The 17,992-nt window shown below is 53.5% G+C and carries 13 protein-coding genes and 1 riboswitch; of the genes, 5 read left to right on the forward strand and 8 right to left on the reverse strand.

Going from position 1 to position 17,992, the window contains the following annotated elements:
• Nucleotides 1-428: 428 nt before the first annotated feature.
• Both murI and btuB read right to left on the reverse strand, forming a co-directional pair.
• Nucleotides 429-1,280 carry a glutamate racemase gene (gene murI / locus ABVN44_RS19750; RefSeq protein WP_023232576.1) on the reverse strand — a complete coding sequence of 284 codons (852 nt, stop codon included), beginning with the start codon at nucleotides 1,278-1,280 and terminating at the stop codon, nucleotides 429-431.
• A complete protein-coding gene (gene btuB / locus ABVN44_RS19755) occupies nucleotides 1,225-3,081 on the reverse strand; it encodes a TonB-dependent vitamin B12 receptor BtuB (RefSeq protein WP_023232575.1) in 1,857 nt (618 codons plus the stop codon). Before btuB ends, murI begins: the two co-directional genes overlap by 56 nt.
• A gap of 65 nt (nucleotides 3,082-3,146) precedes the next feature.
• A riboswitch (cobalamin riboswitch) is annotated at nucleotides 3,147-3,340 on the reverse strand.
• Between the two features lie 114 nt (nucleotides 3,341-3,454).
• Here btuB and trmA point away from each other — a divergent pair.
• Nucleotides 3,455-4,555, forward strand: coding sequence for a tRNA (uridine(54)-C5)-methyltransferase TrmA (gene trmA / locus ABVN44_RS19760; RefSeq protein ID WP_023232574.1), 1,101 nt, complete (start codon nucleotides 3,455-3,457; stop codon nucleotides 4,553-4,555).
• A 46-nt stretch (nucleotides 4,556-4,601) separates the two neighbouring features.
• Here the strand turns inward: trmA and ABVN44_RS19765 are convergent, their stop codons facing one another.
• Both ABVN44_RS19765 and fabR read right to left on the reverse strand, forming a co-directional pair.
• Complete coding sequence (locus ABVN44_RS19765) at nucleotides 4,602-4,961, reverse strand: YijD family membrane protein (RefSeq protein ID WP_000813838.1); 360 nt, start codon at nucleotides 4,959-4,961, stop codon at nucleotides 4,602-4,604.
• A gap of 15 nt (nucleotides 4,962-4,976) precedes the next feature.
• Entirely contained in the window at nucleotides 4,977-5,612 is a 636-nt protein-coding gene (fabR, locus tag ABVN44_RS19770; RefSeq protein ID WP_000971958.1) for an HTH-type transcriptional repressor FabR, read from the reverse strand.
• A 198-nt stretch (nucleotides 5,613-5,810) separates the two neighbouring features.
• On the opposite strand from fabR, the gene sthA reads away from it, so the two are divergent.
• Complete coding sequence (gene sthA, locus ABVN44_RS19775; RefSeq protein ID WP_001120789.1) at nucleotides 5,811-7,211, forward strand: Si-specific NAD(P)(+) transhydrogenase; 1,401 nt, start codon at nucleotides 5,811-5,813, stop codon at nucleotides 7,209-7,211.
• Here the strand turns inward: sthA and oxyR are convergent.
• The 4 genes from oxyR to argC all read right to left on the reverse strand — a co-directional run bounded on the left by oxyR (nucleotide 7,194) and on the right by argC (nucleotide 11,676).
• Nucleotides 7,194-8,111 carry a DNA-binding transcriptional regulator OxyR gene (gene oxyR, locus ABVN44_RS19780; RefSeq protein ID WP_001025919.1) on the reverse strand — a complete coding sequence of 306 codons (918 nt, stop codon included), beginning with the start codon at nucleotides 8,109-8,111 and terminating at the stop codon, nucleotides 7,194-7,196. The two genes, sthA and oxyR, sit on opposite strands and share 18 nt — an antisense overlap.
• Before the next feature lie 282 nt (nucleotides 8,112-8,393).
• Nucleotides 8,394-9,770 carry an argininosuccinate lyase gene (gene argH / locus ABVN44_RS19785; protein WP_023232573.1) on the reverse strand — a complete coding sequence of 459 codons (1,377 nt, stop codon included), beginning with the start codon at nucleotides 9,768-9,770 and terminating at the stop codon, nucleotides 8,394-8,396.
• 117 nt (nucleotides 9,771-9,887) lie between these two features.
• Nucleotides 9,888-10,664 (reverse strand): acetylglutamate kinase, encoded by a 777-nt coding sequence (gene argB / locus ABVN44_RS19790; RefSeq protein ID WP_001575262.1) that lies wholly within the window; start codon nucleotides 10,662-10,664, stop codon nucleotides 9,888-9,890.
• Between the two features lie 7 nt (nucleotides 10,665-10,671).
• Nucleotides 10,672-11,676 carry an N-acetyl-gamma-glutamyl-phosphate reductase gene (gene argC, locus ABVN44_RS19795; RefSeq protein ID WP_000935332.1) on the reverse strand — a complete coding sequence of 335 codons (1,005 nt, stop codon included), beginning with the start codon at nucleotides 11,674-11,676 and terminating at the stop codon, nucleotides 10,672-10,674.
• Nucleotides 11,677-11,764: 88 nt separating this feature from the next.
• Between argC and argE the strand changes: the two genes are divergently transcribed.
• The 3 genes from argE to ABVN44_RS19810 all read left to right on the forward strand — a co-directional run bounded on the left by argE (nucleotide 11,765) and on the right by ABVN44_RS19810 (nucleotide 17,903).
• A complete protein-coding gene (gene argE, locus ABVN44_RS19800; RefSeq protein WP_000800208.1) occupies nucleotides 11,765-12,916 on the forward strand; it encodes an acetylornithine deacetylase in 1,152 nt (383 codons plus the stop codon).
• A gap of 391 nt (nucleotides 12,917-13,307) precedes the next feature.
• On the forward strand, nucleotides 13,308-15,959 hold the full coding sequence (ppc, locus tag ABVN44_RS19805) for a phosphoenolpyruvate carboxylase (RefSeq protein ID WP_001005548.1): 2,652 nt from the start codon (nucleotides 13,308-13,310) through the stop codon (nucleotides 15,957-15,959).
• A gap of 210 nt (nucleotides 15,960-16,169) precedes the next feature.
• On the forward strand, nucleotides 16,170-17,903 hold the full coding sequence (locus ABVN44_RS19810; RefSeq protein WP_129339489.1) for a phosphoethanolamine transferase CptA: 1,734 nt from the start codon (nucleotides 16,170-16,172) through the stop codon (nucleotides 17,901-17,903).
• Nucleotides 17,904-17,992: the final 89 nt, after the last annotated feature.

Raw genomic sequence — 17,992 nt, forward strand, 5'->3', positions numbered from 1 at the left:
AGGCCTGCCGCCAGCGTTCAATCTGAGCCATGATCAAACTCTTCAATTTAAAAGTTTGATGCTCAATGAATTAAACTTCGTAATGAATTACGTGTTCACTCTTGAGACTTGGTATTCATTTTTCGTCCGAGGACGTTAAGAATCCGTATCTTCGAGTGCCCACACAGATTGTCTGATAAATTGTTAAAGAGCAGTGCCGCTTCGCTTTTTCTCAGCGGCGCGGGGTGTGCATATTACGCTTTCCCGCTTCAGAGTCAAGCGTTTATTTTCGCTTTTCTCCGTGAGGTTCTGGTCTGAACCCCGCTGACCCGGCGGCCTGTGTGCCGTTGTTCCGTGTCAGTGGTGGCGCATTATAGGGAGTTATTTCTGCCTGACAAGAGGAAATTTAAAATAATTTCTCAAGTGCCTGGTATTTACCCAAAACGCCATTAAACCGCCAGTTTTTCGAGCGTTTCAAAGCCATAACGCTGTAAAACGGGTAATAATTGTTCAGCTCCTGGCGTCATTGCCATGCAATAAGCAATATTGGCATCGGTTGATTTCGCATCCGGCGCTTCATGTTCCAACAGCCAGGCTGTACGACGCGCTATCGCCGCGCCGGAATCCACCAACCGCGTCCCTTCGGGCAGGACTTGCAAAAGCTCGTCCCGTAATAGAGGGAAATGCGTACACCCCAGAACGACCGTGTCAGGCGGCTCCGGCATTCGTAGCCATGGGCGTAATATGCGACGCAGCTCTTCCAGCGATACCGAGTCGCCATGTAGTTTAGCTTCCGCCAGTTCCACCAGTTCTGCCGACCCCAACATCGCTATCTGACATTCATTGGCGAAGCGCGCAATCAGCTCGTGAGTATAAGGACGTTTGACCGTCGCTCTCGTCGCCAGTAGCCCGACGACGCCATTGGCGGTCAGCCGCGCCGCTGGTTTAATCGCAGGCACAACGCCCACCACCGGGAAGGCAAACTTTTCACGTAATGCGGGAAGTGAGACCGTACTGGCGGTATTGCAGGCAATCACCGCCAGTGAAAGGGGATAGCGCTGCTGTAACGCAGTCACAATCTCGACAACGCGCTCGACGATAAACGTTTCGCTCTTTTCCCCGTAGGGGAACGCCACGTTATCGAAAGCATATATATAGTGGAGATCCGGCAGGAGCCGCCGAATCTCATCATAGACCGACAATCCACCGACGCCGGAATCAAATACCAGCACGGTGGGACGTGGTTCAGAAGGTGTAGCTGCCAGACAAGGTGTATTCTCGTCCTGCAGTTTGGTAGCCATAAACTGTCTCGTAATCTTTGTCGAACAGGTTGGCTATTTTACCACGAACTGTCAGATGTGAGGTGACCGGATATGAAACTCCAATATCCCACAAGCTCAAGCCGCCCATTTTTACATCTCTATTATTGTCGTAGTCTTTATCGTAACGTTCGCCGAGGTACTGATACATCACATTCCAGCCGAGTTCAAAAATCTGTCCGGTCAGCTCATACTTTACCTGCTGCTTAGCACGGCGATAGAGAACCTTATTGGTTTCATCATCACGCGGATCGACGTATTGCAGCGTCAGGTGGTGATCTACCGGGCCAGTGGTGATATTTCCGGTCCACTCCAGACCTTTAATGGTGGCCGACTTCAGATTAACGTATTGATTATCTTTATAATCGATCAGGTTTTGAACCTTATAATGATATGCAGAAAGGCGCCAATCCAGCGGTCCGGTCAGCCCATCAATGCCGGCCTCCCACTGCCTGGATTCTTCCGGCTTTAGGTTTGGGTTAGCGGCAATACCAGGCCCATAAGAAGATGCAAAACGCGTCGCGCCATATTGCTGCCCAAGGGACGGTGCCAGGAACCCCGTACCATAGGAGAGAGTTGCCCGATAACCATCAACAAACTCCCAGCCCGTTGCGGTCTGCCATGTCCCATGCCAGCCGAACTGCTCATCATGATCTTCACGGCCAGAAGCTTCCAACGTGACACTATCGATTTGTTGCTGTCCGGTCAGATAGAGCCCGGTGGTATCACGTTTGTAAGTATCGGCCTTCGTTGTACTACTGGAGGTCAGTTTTTCCTGTTTCCAGTCAGCCCCACCGCTAACCGCTCCGTGCCCAACTTCAACACTATTACCCCATTGAATATAACGCTGCTCCATGTTATCCAGCGAGGCATCCCCCGCATACCGACCAAGATCGTTACTGTAGTTGTAATCTTTAATATGTTGATAATTGGCGATCAGCTGAGAAGAATAGATGCCAGAACTGTATTGCAGGCCAGCATCCCAAGATTGGGTGTAATTCTGGGCCTCATCATTGCCGCCAACATAACCATATGAACCCTGATCGTAATCGCTATTCGCCGTATAACCATAGCCGCGAAAGAAACCGGAGACGTTATCGTTAAACTTATGCTGTACGCCTCCCCAGAACAACTTATTGCGGTAGCCGTCCCGGTCACTGTCCCCGTTATAGGGAGAGTCAGGCTGAATGTTAAAACCCCTGGTCGTCTCATACGCCCCGGCAGCAGTTACAATCGTATCGCCAAACCGTTTATTCATAATCCCATCATAGGTCTGGTAGCTATCCGATCCCATACCGGCGTTGATCTGTGATTTCTCGTCATTGCTCATCGTAATAATATTGACGACGCCGCCAATCGCGCCAGAACCGTACACCGCTGAACGCGGTCCGCGAATGTATTCAATGCGCTGCACTAACGACACCGGAAGCTGACCAATATCAATCGCGTTACTAATGCCCGCCCGCGCCATCGGCACACCATCAATCAGTACCAGGACATGCCGCGATTCGGTGCCACGAACATACAGCGAGGAACTCTTCCCCATTCCGCCACTCTGTGAAATATCCACACCAGGAAGACGGCGCATTACGTCATTAAGATCTTTTGACTGCCAGCGCTGAATATCCTCGCGGGTGACGACATCGGTTGGCGCCAAAACAGAGTTTACAGGCTGCTGAAAACGGTTGGCGGTGACAACCAGGGTATCCGGGCTAGTGTCCTGCGCCCAAGCGGAAAAGGCCGTGACGGAGAACGCCGTCAGCAGCGTAGCTTTTTTAATCATTGTAAAGCATCCACAATATAAGAAGGATGCCGCAGGCTTCATCGATAGTACGCGATGATGAAAAACCAGATGCGACGTTAGCCGGCAGGTCTTCGGGCTTGGAGGGTTATCCGTTGACTGGATAGCAGAAATGATGACTTCCCGCCGGAGGCAGTGTCTGCTTACGCTCTCATCTCACCTTTCCTTACCGCTGCGCGTCAGCTCCAGATTTTCACTGGATTCCCTATTAACTCACAGGACCGGCCCACGGATGCTACCGTCTGTCACAACACCCTGTCCAGACCGCGCATCACAAATCAGAAATCATCAATAGCTGGACATCCACTGAGCAATCCCTACAATCCCCGCGTACTTTTATTATTCAGGATGCGATATGACCCCCGAACATCTTCCGACAGAACAGTATGAGGCGCAGCTGGCCGAAAAAGTGGCGCGCTTGCAGAGTATGATGGCGCCGTTTTCTGACCTGGTTCCGGAAGTATTTCGCTCGCCGGTCAGTCACTATCGTATGCGTGCGGAATTTCGCCTGTGGCATGACGGCGATGACCTGTACCACATTATGTTTGATCAGCAGACCAAAAGCCGGATTCGCGTTGACACCTTCCCGGCGGCCAGCCAACTGATTAATACCTTAATGAAGGCGATGATTGCCGGCGTGCGCGATAATCATGCACTGCGGCATAAGCTGTTCCAGATCGATTATCTCACGACCTTGAGCAACCAGGCGGTAGTGTCGTTGCTGTACCATAAGAAGCTGGACGAAGAGTGGCGTGAAGCCGCCACTGCGTTACGCGATGCTTTACGCGCGCAAGGTCTGAACGTACACCTGATTGGCCGGGCCACTAAAACTAAAATCGAATTGGATCAGGATTATATTGATGAGCGTCTGCCTGTGGCAGGTACAGAGATGATCTACCGCCAGGTCGAAAACAGCTTTACGCAGCCAAACGCCGCCATGAATATTCAGATGTTAGAGTGGGCGCTGGAGGTGACGAAAGACTCAAAAGGCGATCTGCTTGAGTTGTATTGCGGCAACGGCAATTTTTCTTTAGCGCTGGCGCGCAATTTTAACCGCGTGCTGGCAACCGAAATCGCCAAACCGTCCGTCGCTGCCGCACAGTACAATATTGCCGCTAATCATATTGATAATGTGCAAATTATTCGCATGGCGGCGGAAGAGTTTACCCAGGCGATGAATGGCGTTCGTGAGTTTAACCGCCTGCAGGGGATCGACCTGAAGCGCTATCAGTGCGAAACCATTTTTGTCGATCCGCCGCGCAGCGGTCTGGACAGCGAAACGGAAAAAATGGTGCAGGCTTATCCACGTATCCTGTACATTTCCTGCAATCCGGAAACGTTGTGCAAAAACCTGGAAACGTTAAGCCAGACGCATACGGTGTCTCGCCTGGCGCTATTCGATCAGTTCCCGTATACGCATCATATGGAATGCGGAGTATTACTCACCGCAAGGTAAAATGTACGTCGGATGGCCGGTTATACCGCCATCCGGCCTTCGCACACTACTCTGCGGTGTCCTGCTTGCGGTTACGCAGCTTAAAGCCAATCCAGAATACCAGAATCACCGACAGCACCGCCGGGAAGAAATTAGAGCCAATATCCGGATATTCTGCACGCACCACGGTGCTATACAGTAAAACGCCAAGAATGAAACAGGCGGCGGCCAACCCCGGCAAACCTACCGGCATAGTACGATTTTGGTAGCGCTGATGCAGGCAATATACCGTCAGCACCAGCGAGATAACCGGGAATACGGAGAACGGCACAATAGCGCTAAACAGCGCCGCGAATGTGCCGTTAATTGATAAGCCAGCGATGAGCGCCAGCAACAGCGTACCTTTATCTTGACCTGACTGTTTCATTACTCGTCCTTCACGTTATTCGGAATGATGTGCTATTTTCTCTTGCTCACGGCGATACCAGTAATACGCCCCTTTCGCAATCATGCGCAGTTGCAATACCAGCCGCTCTTCTAATTGCCGACGCTGTTCAGCGCCGATGTCCAACGCCTCTGCGCCCGCGCTAAAGACAATAGTCACCATCGCTTCGGCCTGGGCTTCAGTAAACGCGCGCGGCATATGGTTTTCGAGTTCCAGATAGTCGGCAAGTTCCGCAATAAAATGCTGAATCTCCCGCGCGACGGCGGCACGAAACGCCGCTGAAGTGCCGGAACGCTCACGCAATAACAGACGGAAGGCGTTGGGGTTGTTGCCGATAAACTCCATAAATGTGGAGACCGACGTGCGAATGACGCTGCCGCCTTTCGCGATACGCTGTCGCGCCTGACGCATCAACTGACGCAGCATCAGACCGCTTTCATCCACCATCGTCAGACCGAGTTCATCGACATCGCGAAAATGACGGTAAAACGACGTTGGCGCAATGCCCGCTTCACGCGCCACCTCACGCAAACTCAGGCTGGCGAAACTCCGCTCAGCGCTCAGTTGGCTGAATGCGGCTTCCACCAGCGAACGCCGGGTTTTTTCTTTTTGTTGCGCTCTAACACCCATCACAATGTCTGAATCCTTCCATATGCCTTATTCGGCACTATACCAGAGAATAAAAGTAACGGGTTCACACTGGATTGTGAATGATTGTTTACAGACAGTTTGTGCTCCGGCTTCGCAAAAAAGCACAACGATAATTGGGTTAAAGCTGGGCAAATGTTATCATCGTGTTTATTTTATGTATAAAAACAGGTGAGTAATACCATGCCACATTCCTGGGATTATGATGCAGTCGTCATAGGGTCAGGCCCCGGCGGTGAAGGTGCTGCAATGGGTCTGGTTAAGCAAGGAGCACGCGTCGCGGTGATTGAGCGTTATCATAACGTTGGCGGCGGATGTACCCACTGGGGCACCATCCCATCCAAAGCCCTTCGCCACGCCGTCAGCCGCATTATTGAATTTAATCAAAACCCGCTCTATAGCGACCACTCCCGTCTCCTTCGTTCTTCTTTCGCCGATATCCTTAATCATGCCGATAACGTGATTAATCAACAAACGCGTATGCGTCAGGGGTTTTATGAGCGTAACCACTGTGAAATCTTGCAGGGCAACGCCCATTTTATTGACGAACATACCCTGGCGCTGGAATGCCATGACGGCACGGTTGAAACCCTGACGGCAGAAAAATTTGTTATTGCCTGTGGTTCGCGTCCTTACCATCCCAATGATGTGGATTTCTCGCATCCGCGCATTTATGACAGCGACTCAATCCTGAGTCTCCACCATGAACCGCGCCACGTTATTATTTACGGCGCCGGCGTTATCGGCTGCGAATATGCGTCCATCTTCCGCGGTATGGATGTGAAAGTGGATCTGATCAACACCCGTGATCGCCTGCTGGCCTTTCTCGATCAGGAGATGTCCGACTCTCTCTCTTACCATTTCTGGAATAGCGGCGTGGTTATTCGCCACAATGAAGAGTATGAGAAAATCGAAGGCTGCGATGATGGCGTCATCATGCACCTGAAATCCGGCAAAAAACTGAAGGCTGACTGCCTGCTCTATGCTAATGGCCGTACCGGTAACACCGATTCGCTGGCGCTGGAGAATATTGGTCTGGAAACAGACAGCCGTGGACAGCTCAAAGTCAACAGTATGTACCAGACCGCCCTGCCGCACGTCTATGCGGTGGGCGACGTGATTGGCTATCCCAGTCTGGCCTCCGCCGCCTACGATCAGGGGCGTATTGCAGCGCAGGCGCTGGTGAAAGGCGAAGCGACCGCGCATCTTATCGAAGATATCCCCACCGGGATTTATACCATTCCGGAAATCAGTTCTGTCGGCAAAACCGAGCAGCAGTTAACGGCAATGAAAGTGCCTTACGAAGTGGGCCGCGCGCAGTTTAAGCATCTGGCGCGAGCGCAAATCGTCGGCATGAACGTCGGCACGCTAAAAATTCTCTTCCACCGCGAAACCAAAGAAATTCTGGGGATTCACTGCTTTGGCGAACGCGCCGCCGAAATTATTCATATCGGCCAGGCGATCATGGAGCAGAAAGGTGGCGGTAACACCATCGAATACTTCGTTAACACCACCTTTAACTACCCAACCATGGCGGAAGCTTATCGGGTTGCGGCGTTGAACGGCTTAAACCGCCTGTTTTAACGCCTTGTCGAAATGGCCATCCATTGCGCCACGGATGGCCTCTGCCAGTTGCTCATAACGGCTACGCAGCGGCGATCCCGGGCGATAAACCAGCCCCACGGTACGACGCGGCTCCGGCTTAATGCATGGCAGATAAACCACGCCGTCGCGCTTACGCTCCTGCGGTACGGCCAGCGCGGGAAGTAGTGTAATACCACTGCCCGCCGCTACCATGTTGCGCAGCGTTTCCAGACTGGTCGCCCGGAAATGGGTATCTTCATCCGCTCCCGCTTCAAAACAGAACCCCATCGCCTGATCGCGCAGACAGTGGCCATCTTCCAGCATCAGCAATTTCTCGCCCGCCAGATCGGACATCGGCACGCGATCGCGATTCGCCCACGGATGATCCTCATAAATAGCCAGCATCATGGGCTCATCAAACAGCGGCACTTCGATAAACGCCTCGCTCTCTTTCACCAGCGCCAGAATAGCGCAGTCAAGCTTGCCGCTATCGAGTTGCGCTAACAGCTGGTGCGTTTGCGCCTCATGCAGATACATTTCCAGCTTCGGGAAAGTCTGGTGCAACATTGGAATGATAAGCGGCAGCAAATAGGGACCAATTGTTGGGATTAAACCAATATGCAGCGGGCCGGACATCGTCTCGCCTTGTTGGCTTGCCATCTCCTTGAGCACCTTGACCTCACGCAGTACGGTACGCGCCTGATCCACCAGCAGTAAGCCCGCCTGGGTAAACAGCACCTTACGGCTCGTACGCTCCAGCAGCATAACGCCCAGCTCATCTTCCAGCTTACGTATTTGCCCACTAAGGGTTGGCTGGCTGACGTGACAGGAGTCCGCCGCTCGCCGGAAATGGCGATGTTCGGCTAACGCCACCAGATATTCAAGATCACGAATATTCATTATTCATCCTCCGTCGCCACGATAGTTCATGGCGATAGGTAGCATAGCAACGAACGATTATCCCTATCAACCTTTCTGATTAATAATACATCACAGAACGGAGCGGTTTCTCGTTTAACCCTTGAAGACACCGCCCGTTCAGAGGGTATCTCTCGAACCCGAAATAACTAAAGCCAACGTGAACTTTTGCGGACCTCTGGTCCGCTTTTTTTTGCGTAAAAAGCCCGGCGTCGCTGATGCTCGGCCGGGCAGTATTACCTGATAGCGCTACGCTTATAAGGCCTACAACGCGAGGCGCGCCCTGGCATCGTCGATGGCCTGCGCCACCTGCTGCGGAGAAACGCCGCCTTTTGCCGCCCGTTTATCCAGACACGACTGCAAAGACAATATCGGATACACATCGTCGCCAATCACGTGGCTGAATTTCTGTAAATCGGCCAGCGGCAACGCTTCCAGCGGCTTACCCTGGCGAATGGCTTCTACCACCGCTTCGCCGACAATATGGTGCGCTTCGCGGAACGGCACGCCTTTCGCGACCAGGTAATCCGCCAGCTCCGTGGCGTTGGCATACCCCTGTTGCGCCGCGTCCTGACAACGTGGGCGTTTCACCTGAATACCGTCCAGCACCAACGCCGCCATATGCAGGCAGTCAAGCCAGGTATCGAGCGCATCGAACAGCCCTTCTTTGTCTTCCTGCATATCTTTGTTATACGCCAGCGGCAGACCTTTTAAGGTCATCATCATGCCGGTTAGCGCCCCTTGTACGCGACCGCACTTACCGCGAATCAGCTCCAGCGCGTCCGGGTTTTTCTTCTGCGGCATTAACGATGAACCGGAAGTCACGCGGTCAGAAAGCTCTACAAAACCCGCTTCACCAGAATTAAAGAAAATCAGATCTTCCGCGAAGCGTGACAGATGCACCATGCCGATAGCCGCATCAGAAAGCAGTTCCAGTACGTGGTCACGATCGGACACGCTGTCCAGGCTGTTGCGGGTCGCAGACGCAAAGCCCAGCCAGCCTGCCAATTGTTCACGGTCAATTTCATAGGCCGTTCCCGCCAACGCGCCGCAACCTAGCGGACTCACGTCCAGACGTTTAAGCGTGTCCTGCAGGCGGCTTTCATCGCGCGCCAGCATTTCGACATACGCGAGACACCAGTGGGCGAAAGTCACTGGCTGCGCGCGTTGCAGATGGGTATATCCCGGCATTACCGCGTCCTGGTTCGCCTGCGCGGTTTCCACCAGCGCGCTCTGTAGCTGGCGGTTAGCGGTAAGCAGTTCCCTCACCGTCTCTTTGCACCACAGTTTCAGGTCCGTCGCCACCTGATCGTTACGGCTGCGCCCGGTGTGCAGCTTTTTACCCAACTGACCCACTTTGTCGATGAGCTTACCTTCCACCCAGCTATGGATATCTTCCGCATCGCTTTGCAGGATTTGCTGCGGATTCGCGCGAACCTCCTCCAGCAGCACGTTCAGCGCTTCTTCCAACTGTCGTTGCTCATCGGCAGTCAGTACGCCTACCGTGACCAATGCTTTGGACCAGGCCACAGAACCGACAATATCCTGCTCCGCCAGACGGTAATCGAAGCGCAACGAATCATTGAATTGTTTAAACCGCTGGTCTGCCGCCTGTGTAAAACGCCCACCCCAAAGTGCCATAATAGACTTCCTTAAATTCTTCGAATTTCACTGCCGGATAGCGCTACGCTTATCCGGCCTACAATTTCTGTTCACGTAGGCCCGATAAGGCGCAGCCGCCATCGGGCGAACAAATAGTTAAGCCAGAATACGCGTGCCAATCGGCGTGCCGTTAAACAGCGCCGGCAGTTGCTCCGCATGACGCCAGGAAGCGATATCCACCGGGCGACCCAGCGCCCGCGCAGCATCGAGAGCCGCATTCACTTTCACAATCATCCCGTCGGTAATAATGCCCTGGTCGATAAGCTGCTCGGCTTTGGACGCCGTCATTTCGGCGATACGCTGGCCTTTGCCGTCCAGAATACCGCTCACGTCAGAAAGCAGGATCAGATCGGCCCCCAGCGTCGCCGCCAGCGCGGTTGCCGCCTGATCGGCGTTGACGTTCATCAGTTGGCCGTCGTCTGTTACGCCAATGGAGCTGACCACCGGCAGAAAGCCGTTTTCCAGCAGCATGTTAATCAGCTTCGGCGACCCCGGCTGCGCCAGCCCGACGTGGCCTAACGCTTCATCGAGTTGGGTCACGTTTACGCTGTCGCCATCGCCCAGAAACAGACCAACAGAGGCGATATGGTGTTTCTTCGCCCAGGCCAGCAGAGTTTTGTTAGCGGTTCCCGCCAGCGCGCCGGTAATGATGCCAATCTGATCGGCAGGCGTCACGCGCAGTCCGTCTTTCTTTTTCACTGGCAAATTCAGCCCTTTCATCAGCTCATCCACCACGCAACCGCCGCCGTGAACAATCACCAGCGGACGCTGATGGGACTCACGATAGTTGACCAGCGCGGTAAAAAGACGTTCCAGAGCCTCTTCGCTATCCAGTAATACGCCACCCAGCTTGATAATTAATGGATTCATCATTTCACCCTTAAATAAGAGACTGCGTTTCAGCGAAGCCAAAACGAATATTAGCGCACTGCACCGCCTGCGCCGCTGCGCCTTTCAACAAGTTGTCTTCGGTTGCCACCACAATCAGATGTTCGCCCTGGACGGCAAAACCAATATCGCAGAACGGCAGCCCGACGACGTTCTTTAACGCCGGAACGCCTTTGTCATACAGGCGCACCAGCGGTTTGTCGCCATAGGCTTTTTGCAACACGTCGGCGACCTGCGCATGGGTTACTCCCGCTTTCAGGCGGCAGGTAATGGTTTCCAGAATCCCGCGCGGAAAATTCCCCAGATGCGGGGTGAAGATGACCTCCGCACCCAGATGGGCGGCGATTTCCGGCTGATGACGATGCGTAAACACGCCATACGGTTGCAAACTCACTTCACAGAAACTGTTCGAAATTGCTGCCTTGCGCCCCGCGCCGCTCACCCCGCTGGTGGCATTAATTACCGGCCACTGCGTCAGATCCAGAAGCCCGCCGTCAATCAGCGGTTTTAGCGACAACTGCGCTGCGGTTGGATAGCAACCAGGAACCGCAATCAGATTCGCCGTGTTCAGTTTATCGGCATTCCACTCCGCCAGACCGTACACCGCCTGCTCCAGCAGCTCAGGATACTGATGAGTAAATCCGTAGTACTTTTCATAGAAGGCGCGATCGTTTACCCGAAACGCGCCGGAAAGATCGAATACGACGCATCCGGCCTGTAAAAATTGCGGCGCCAGATCGTGGCTCACTTCATGCGCTGTCGCCAGGAACACCACATCAACATCTGCACTAAAATCACGTACATCCGACATCGGTTGCAATGGCAGGTCGACAATCCCTTTTAACTGCGGATGTAAATCAGAAATTAACTTTCCTGCATCATTGCTTTGCGCTGAGACGGTCAAAGCGGTTATGGTCATATGTGGGTGGCGATTTACGTAGCTTACAAGCTCTGCGCCCGCATAACCGCTAGCGCCTACAATCAGCGTATTCAACATCGGGTTCCTTTATGCTCAACGTTAATGTATTTTTATTCATAATTAATGCATGAATATTGATACTATCATGACCTGAGGTGTGTCAACAATGAAAAACGTTTTACCGCCATTTATCGAGATTTACCGCGCTCTGATTGCCACACCGTCGATAAGCGCAACCGAAGAATCCCTGGATCAAAGTAATGCGTCTTTAATCACTTTGCTTGCAGGCTGGTTCAGCGATCTTGGTTTCAACGTAGAGGTTCAACCGGTTCCAGGAACGCGAAACAAATTTAATATGCTCGCCAGCACCGGACATGGCGCGGGCGGTTTGCTGCTGACCGGCCATACCGACACGGTTCCCTTTGATGACGGACGCTGGACGCGCGACCCGTTCACGCTGACCGAGCACGACAATAAGCTCTATGGTCTGGGCACTGCGGATATGAAAGGCTTCTTCGCTTTTATTCTGGACGCGCTACGTGACGTTGACGTCACAAAGTTGAAAAAGCCGCTCTACATTCTGGCGACCGCCGATGAAGAGACCAGCATGGCGGGGGCGCGTTATTTTTCCGAAACCACGGCATTACGTCCGGACTGCGCGATCATTGGCGAACCGACGTCGTTGCAACCGATACGCGCGCACAAAGGGCATATCTCTAATGTCGTTCGCGTCCTGGGGCAGTCCGGTCATTCCAGCGACCCGGCGCGTGGGGTTAACGCCATTGAACTGATGCACGATGCGATTGGCCATATCATGCAACTGCGTGACTCGCTGAAAGCGCGGTATCACTACGAGGCGTTTACCGTTCCGTATCCAACGCTGAATCTGGGCCATATTCACGGCGGCGATGCCTCAAACCGTATCTGCGCCTGCTGCGAATTGCATATGGATATTCGTCCACTGCCGGGCATGACGTTAAACGACCTTAATGGACTGCTTAACGACGCGCTGGCCCCGGTAAGCGAACGCTGGCCGGGCCGCCTGACGGTGGCGGAATTACATCCGCCGATTCCAGGTTATGAGTGTCCACCGGACCACCAACTGGTTGAAGTAGTAGAAAAACTGTTGGGAACGAAAACCGACGTGGTGAACTACTGTACTGAAGCGCCGTTTATGCAGACATTATGCCCAACGCTGGTGCTTGGTCCGGGCTCAATTAATCAGGCGCATCAGCCGGATGAATATCTCGAAACGCGTTTTATTAAGCCAACCCGGGAATTGATTACCCAGGTAGTACACCATTTTTGCTGGCATTAATGCATATTGCCCGGTGACGCGATGTTTACCGGGCCTCCCCCGTCTTGTAGGCCGGATAAGCGCAGCGCCATCCGGCATCTCTACGCCACATGTTCATAAGCATTTCTTATTTGGCACGATGCGAATTAACTTTAATAAATTACCGTCATTTCTTCGTTTGCTGAACCGATTTCGCAGTAATTGACGCCACGGGTTTTACGTGGCTTTATAAAGATGAGAAGTGATGTGAAAAAGCTTGGTCCGAAAGATTTCGCGTTGCGGCAAGACGGCAAACGAGCACATCCCAGGGAGCTTACATAAGTAAGTGACCTGGGTGGGAGAGCGCAGCCAACGCCGCCGCAGCGTGAAAGATGCAGGACAATTACAACAGAGATGGGGTGTCTGGGATCATATGAACGAACAATATTCCGCGTTGCGTAGTAATGTCAGTATGCTCGGCAAGGTGCTGGGAGAAACCATCAAGGATGCGCTGGGAGAACACATTCTTGATCGCGTAGAAACAATCCGTAAGCTATCCAAATCTTCACGCGCCGGCAATGAAGCTAATCGCCAGGAGCTGCTCACCACGCTACAAAATTTGTCTAATGACGAGCTGCTGCCAGTTGCGCGCGCGTTTAGTCAGTTCCTGAACCTGGCCAATACTGCCGAGCAATACCACAGCATTTCGCCAAAAGGCGAAGCTGCCAGCAACCCGGAAGTGATTGCCCGCACTCTGCGTAAACTAAAAAACCAACCGGACCTCAACGACGCAACCATCAAAAAAGCGGTAGAGTCGCTGTCTCTGGAGTTGGTGCTAACCGCCCACCCGACAGAAATTACCCGCCGTACGCTTATTCACAAGATGGGTGAAATCAACAACTGTCTGAAACAGCTTGATAATACCGATATCGCCGACTACGAACGCCACCAGGTAATGCGTCGCCTGCGCCAGTTGATTGCCCAATCCTGGCATACGGATGAGATCCGCAAGCAGCGTCCAAGCCCGGTGGATGAAGCCAAATGGGGCTTCGCCGTGGTTGAGAACAGCCTGTGGCAGGGCGTACCTAACTATCTGCGTGAACTGAACGAACAGCTGGAAGAAAATCTCGGCTACAAATTGCCGGTGGATTTTGTGCCGGTACGTTTTACCTCCTGGATGGGCGGCGACCGTGACGGCAACCCGAACGTGACGGCGGATATCACCCGCCACGTGCTCTTGTTAAGCCGCTGGAAAGCCACCGATCTGTTCCTGAAAGACATTCATGTTCTGGTATCAGAACTGTCGATGGTCGACGCCACGCCGGAGCTGCTGGCGTTAGTGGGCGAAGAAGGCGCGTCTGAGCCGTATCGCTACCTGATGAAAAAATTGCGCGCCCGTCTGATGGCGACCCAGTCCTGGCTGGAAGCGCGTCTGAAAGGCGAGAAGCTGCCCAAACCGGCTGGCCTGCTGACGCAAAACGAGCAGCTCTGGGAACCTCTGTACGCCTGCTACCAGTCGTTACAGGCCTGCGGCATGGGCATTATCGCCAACGGCGAGTTACTCGACACGCTCCGCCGCGTGAAGTGTTTCGGCGTACCGCTGGTGCGTATTGATATCCGTCAGGAGAGCACCCGCCATACCGAAGCGCTGGGCGAAATTACCCGCTACCTTGGTATTGGCGACTACGAAAGCTGGTCGGAAGCCGACAAGCAGGCCTTCCTGATCCGCGAACTGAACTCCAAACGTCCGCTGCTGCCGCGTAACTGGGAGCCGAGCAACGATACCCGCGAAGTGCTTGAAACCTGCAAGGTTATTGCCGAAGCGCCAAAAGGGTCGATCGCCGCCTACGTAATTTCAATGGCGAAAACGCCGTCTGATGTGCTGGCTGTGCATCTGCTGCTGAAAGAGGCAGGTATCGGCTTTGCCATGCCGGTCGCGCCGCTGTTTGAAACCCTCGACGACCTGAACAACGCCGACGACGTGATGACCCAGTTGTTGAATATCGACTGGTATCGCGGGCTGATTCAGGGTAAGCAGATGGTCATGATCGGCTACTCCGACTCGGCGAAAGACGCCGGCGTTATGGCCGCGTCATGGGCGCAGTATCAGGCGCAGGACGCCCTGATTAAAACTTGTGAAAAAGCCGGCATCGAGCTCACCCTCTTCCACGGCCGCGGCGGCTCTATTGGCCGTGGCGGCGCGCCAGCCCACGCGGCGCTGCTTTCGCAACCGCCAGGCAGTCTGAAAGGCGGTCTGCGCGTGACCGAGCAGGGCGAGATGATCCGCTTCAAATACGGCCTGCCGGAAGTCACCGTCAGCAGCCTCTCGCTCTACACCAGCGCAATTCTGGAAGCAAATCTGCTGCCGCCGCCGGAACCGAAAGACAGCTGGCGTCATATTATGGATGAGCTTTCCGTCATCTCCTGTGAAACCTACCGCGGCTACGTGCGCGAAAATAAAGACTTTGTACCGTACTTCCGCTCCGCGACGCCGGAACAAGAGCTGGGCAAATTGCCGCTCGGCTCACGTCCGGCGAAACGTCGTCCAACTGGCGGCGTCGAATCGCTGCGCGCGATTCCGTGGATCTTCGCCTGGACGCAAAACCGCCTGATGCTGCCAGCCTGGCTGGGCGCGGGTACTGCGCTGCAAAAAGTGGTGGAAGACGGTAAACAAAGCGAACTGGAAGCCATGTGCCGCGACTGGCCGTTCTTCTCCACGCGTCTTGGGATGCTGGAAATGGTATTCTCGAAAGCCGACCTGTGGCTGGCCGACTATTACGATCAGCGTCTGGTGGCGAAAACGCTATGGCCGCTGGGCAAAGAGCTACGAGACCTGCTGGAAGAAGACATTAAAGTGGTGCTGGCGATTGCCAACGATTCGCACCTGATGGCCGACTTACCGTGGATTGCGGAGTCCATTCAGTTAAGAAACGTTTATACCGATCCATTAAACGTGTTGCAGGCCGAGTTGCTGTATCGTTCCCGTCTGACTGAAGAGCAGGGCAAATCGCCCGATCCTCGCGTCGAACAGGCGTTGATGGTCACGATTGCGGGCGTCGCCGCCGGTATGCGCAACACCGGCTAACGCCAAAAGAAAGCCGCCCTCACGCAGTTATGTGGGGGCGGCATGAAATACTGCTGTCATCCTCGTCATTTTTTCAATATATTCCTGTCTGCATTTTATGCATTTGTAAATCTTTCTTAGCAAAACGTGCGGCATAAAGCAGGTTTGCTTCAGATTCTTTTAAGGTTCAGGCGTTACGTTTGGCGCTACGATTAAAGACAGGCTCTCATTATGCAATCCACATTACTCCAGACTAAACCCGCGTTTAGCTGGAAAGCCCTGGGCTGGGCACTGCTCTACTTTTGGTTCTTTTCCACCCTCCTGCAGGCCATTATTTATCTCACCGGATACAGCGGGACAAACGGTCTGCGGGATTCGCTACTGTACAGCTCACTGTGGCTGATCCCGGTCTTTCTGTTTCCAGGCCGCATCCGGGTTATTGCTGCCGTTATTGGCGTCGTACTTTGGGCCGCCTCGCTGGCGGCGCTGAGCTATTACGTAATCTACGGGCAGGAGTTCTCGCAAAGCGTGCTGTTTGTGATGTTTGAAACCAACGCCAATGAAGCCAGCGAATATTTAAGCCAATATTTCAGTCTGAAAATTGTTCTTGTCGCCCTGGCTTATACGGTAGCGGCGATTCTGCTGTGGACACGTCTGTGCCCGGTTTATATTCCATCTCCCTGGCGCTATCTGGTGTCGTTTGCCCTGCTGTACGGGCTGATCCTCCATCCCATCGCGATGAATACCTTTATCAAGCATAAGTCGATGGAGAAAACGCTGGATAGCCTGGCGTCACGAATGGAACCCGCTGCGCCGTGGCAATTTATTACTGGCTACTATCAGTACCGTTTACAGCTCGCCTCGCTGAATAAACTGCTGAATGAAAACGATGCCCTGCCGCCGCTGGCTAACTTCCAGGACCACTCCGGCGATGCGCCGCGCACGCTGGTACTGGTGATTGGCGAATCGACCCAGCGTGGCCGTATGAGTCTGTACGGTTATCCGCGCGAAACCACGCCGGAACTGGACGCGCTGCATAAAACCGACCCCGGGCTGACCGTGTTTAATAACGTGGTAACTTCGCGACCGTACACCATTGAGATTCTGCAACAGGCGCTAACGTTCGCGGACGAAAAGAACCCGGACTGGTATCTGACGAAGCCATCGCTGATGAATATGATGAAACAGGCCGGGTATAAAACCTTCTGGATCACTAACCAGCAGACGATGACGGCGCGTAATACCATGCTGACCGTGTTCTCTAAGCAGACTGATAAGCAGTTCTATATGAACCAGCAGCGCACTCAAAGCGCACGCGAATATGACAGCAACGTGCTGGCGCCGTTTAAAGCGGTGTTAGCCGACCCGGCGCCGAAAAAATTCATTATTGTGCATCTGCTGGGAACGCACATTAAATACAAGTTCCGTTATCCAGAAAACCAGGGCAAGTTTGATGGTAAAACCGACCATGTTCCGCCGGGATTAAGCAGCGACGAACTGGAATCGTATAACGATTACGACAACGCGAACCTGTATAACGACTATGTTGTCGCCAGCCTGATTAAGGACTATAAAGAGACCGATCCGAACGGTTTCCTGCTCTACTTCTCCGATCACGGTGAAGAAGTGTATGACACGCCGCCGCATAAGACGCAGGGACGAAACGAAGATTCGCCAACCCGTCATATGTATACGGTGCCGTTCCTGCTGTGGACCTCAGAGAAATGGCAGGCGGCGCATCCGCGCGACTTCTCACAGGATGTCGATCGTAAGTACAGCAGTTCCGAGCTTATCCATACCTGGTCGGACTTAGCGGGCCTGACCTATGATGGTTACGACCCGACGCGTTCCATCACCAACCCGCAGTTCAAAGAGACCACGCGCTGGATTGGCAACCCGTATAAGAAAAACGCGCTGATTGATTATGATACGTTGCCGTATGGCGATCAGGTCGGTAATCAATAGCCTGTATGCTGCCCGATAACGCTAACGCTTATCGGGCCTGGCGTTCTTCTCTCCCGTAGTCCGGATAAGGCGCAAAGCGCCGCTATCCG

Origin of the sequence: Salmonella sp. SJTUF15570, assembly GCF_043357055.1 — a bacterium.
GTDB classification, from domain to species: domain Bacteria; phylum Pseudomonadota; class Gammaproteobacteria; order Enterobacterales; family Enterobacteriaceae; genus Salmonella; species Salmonella enterica.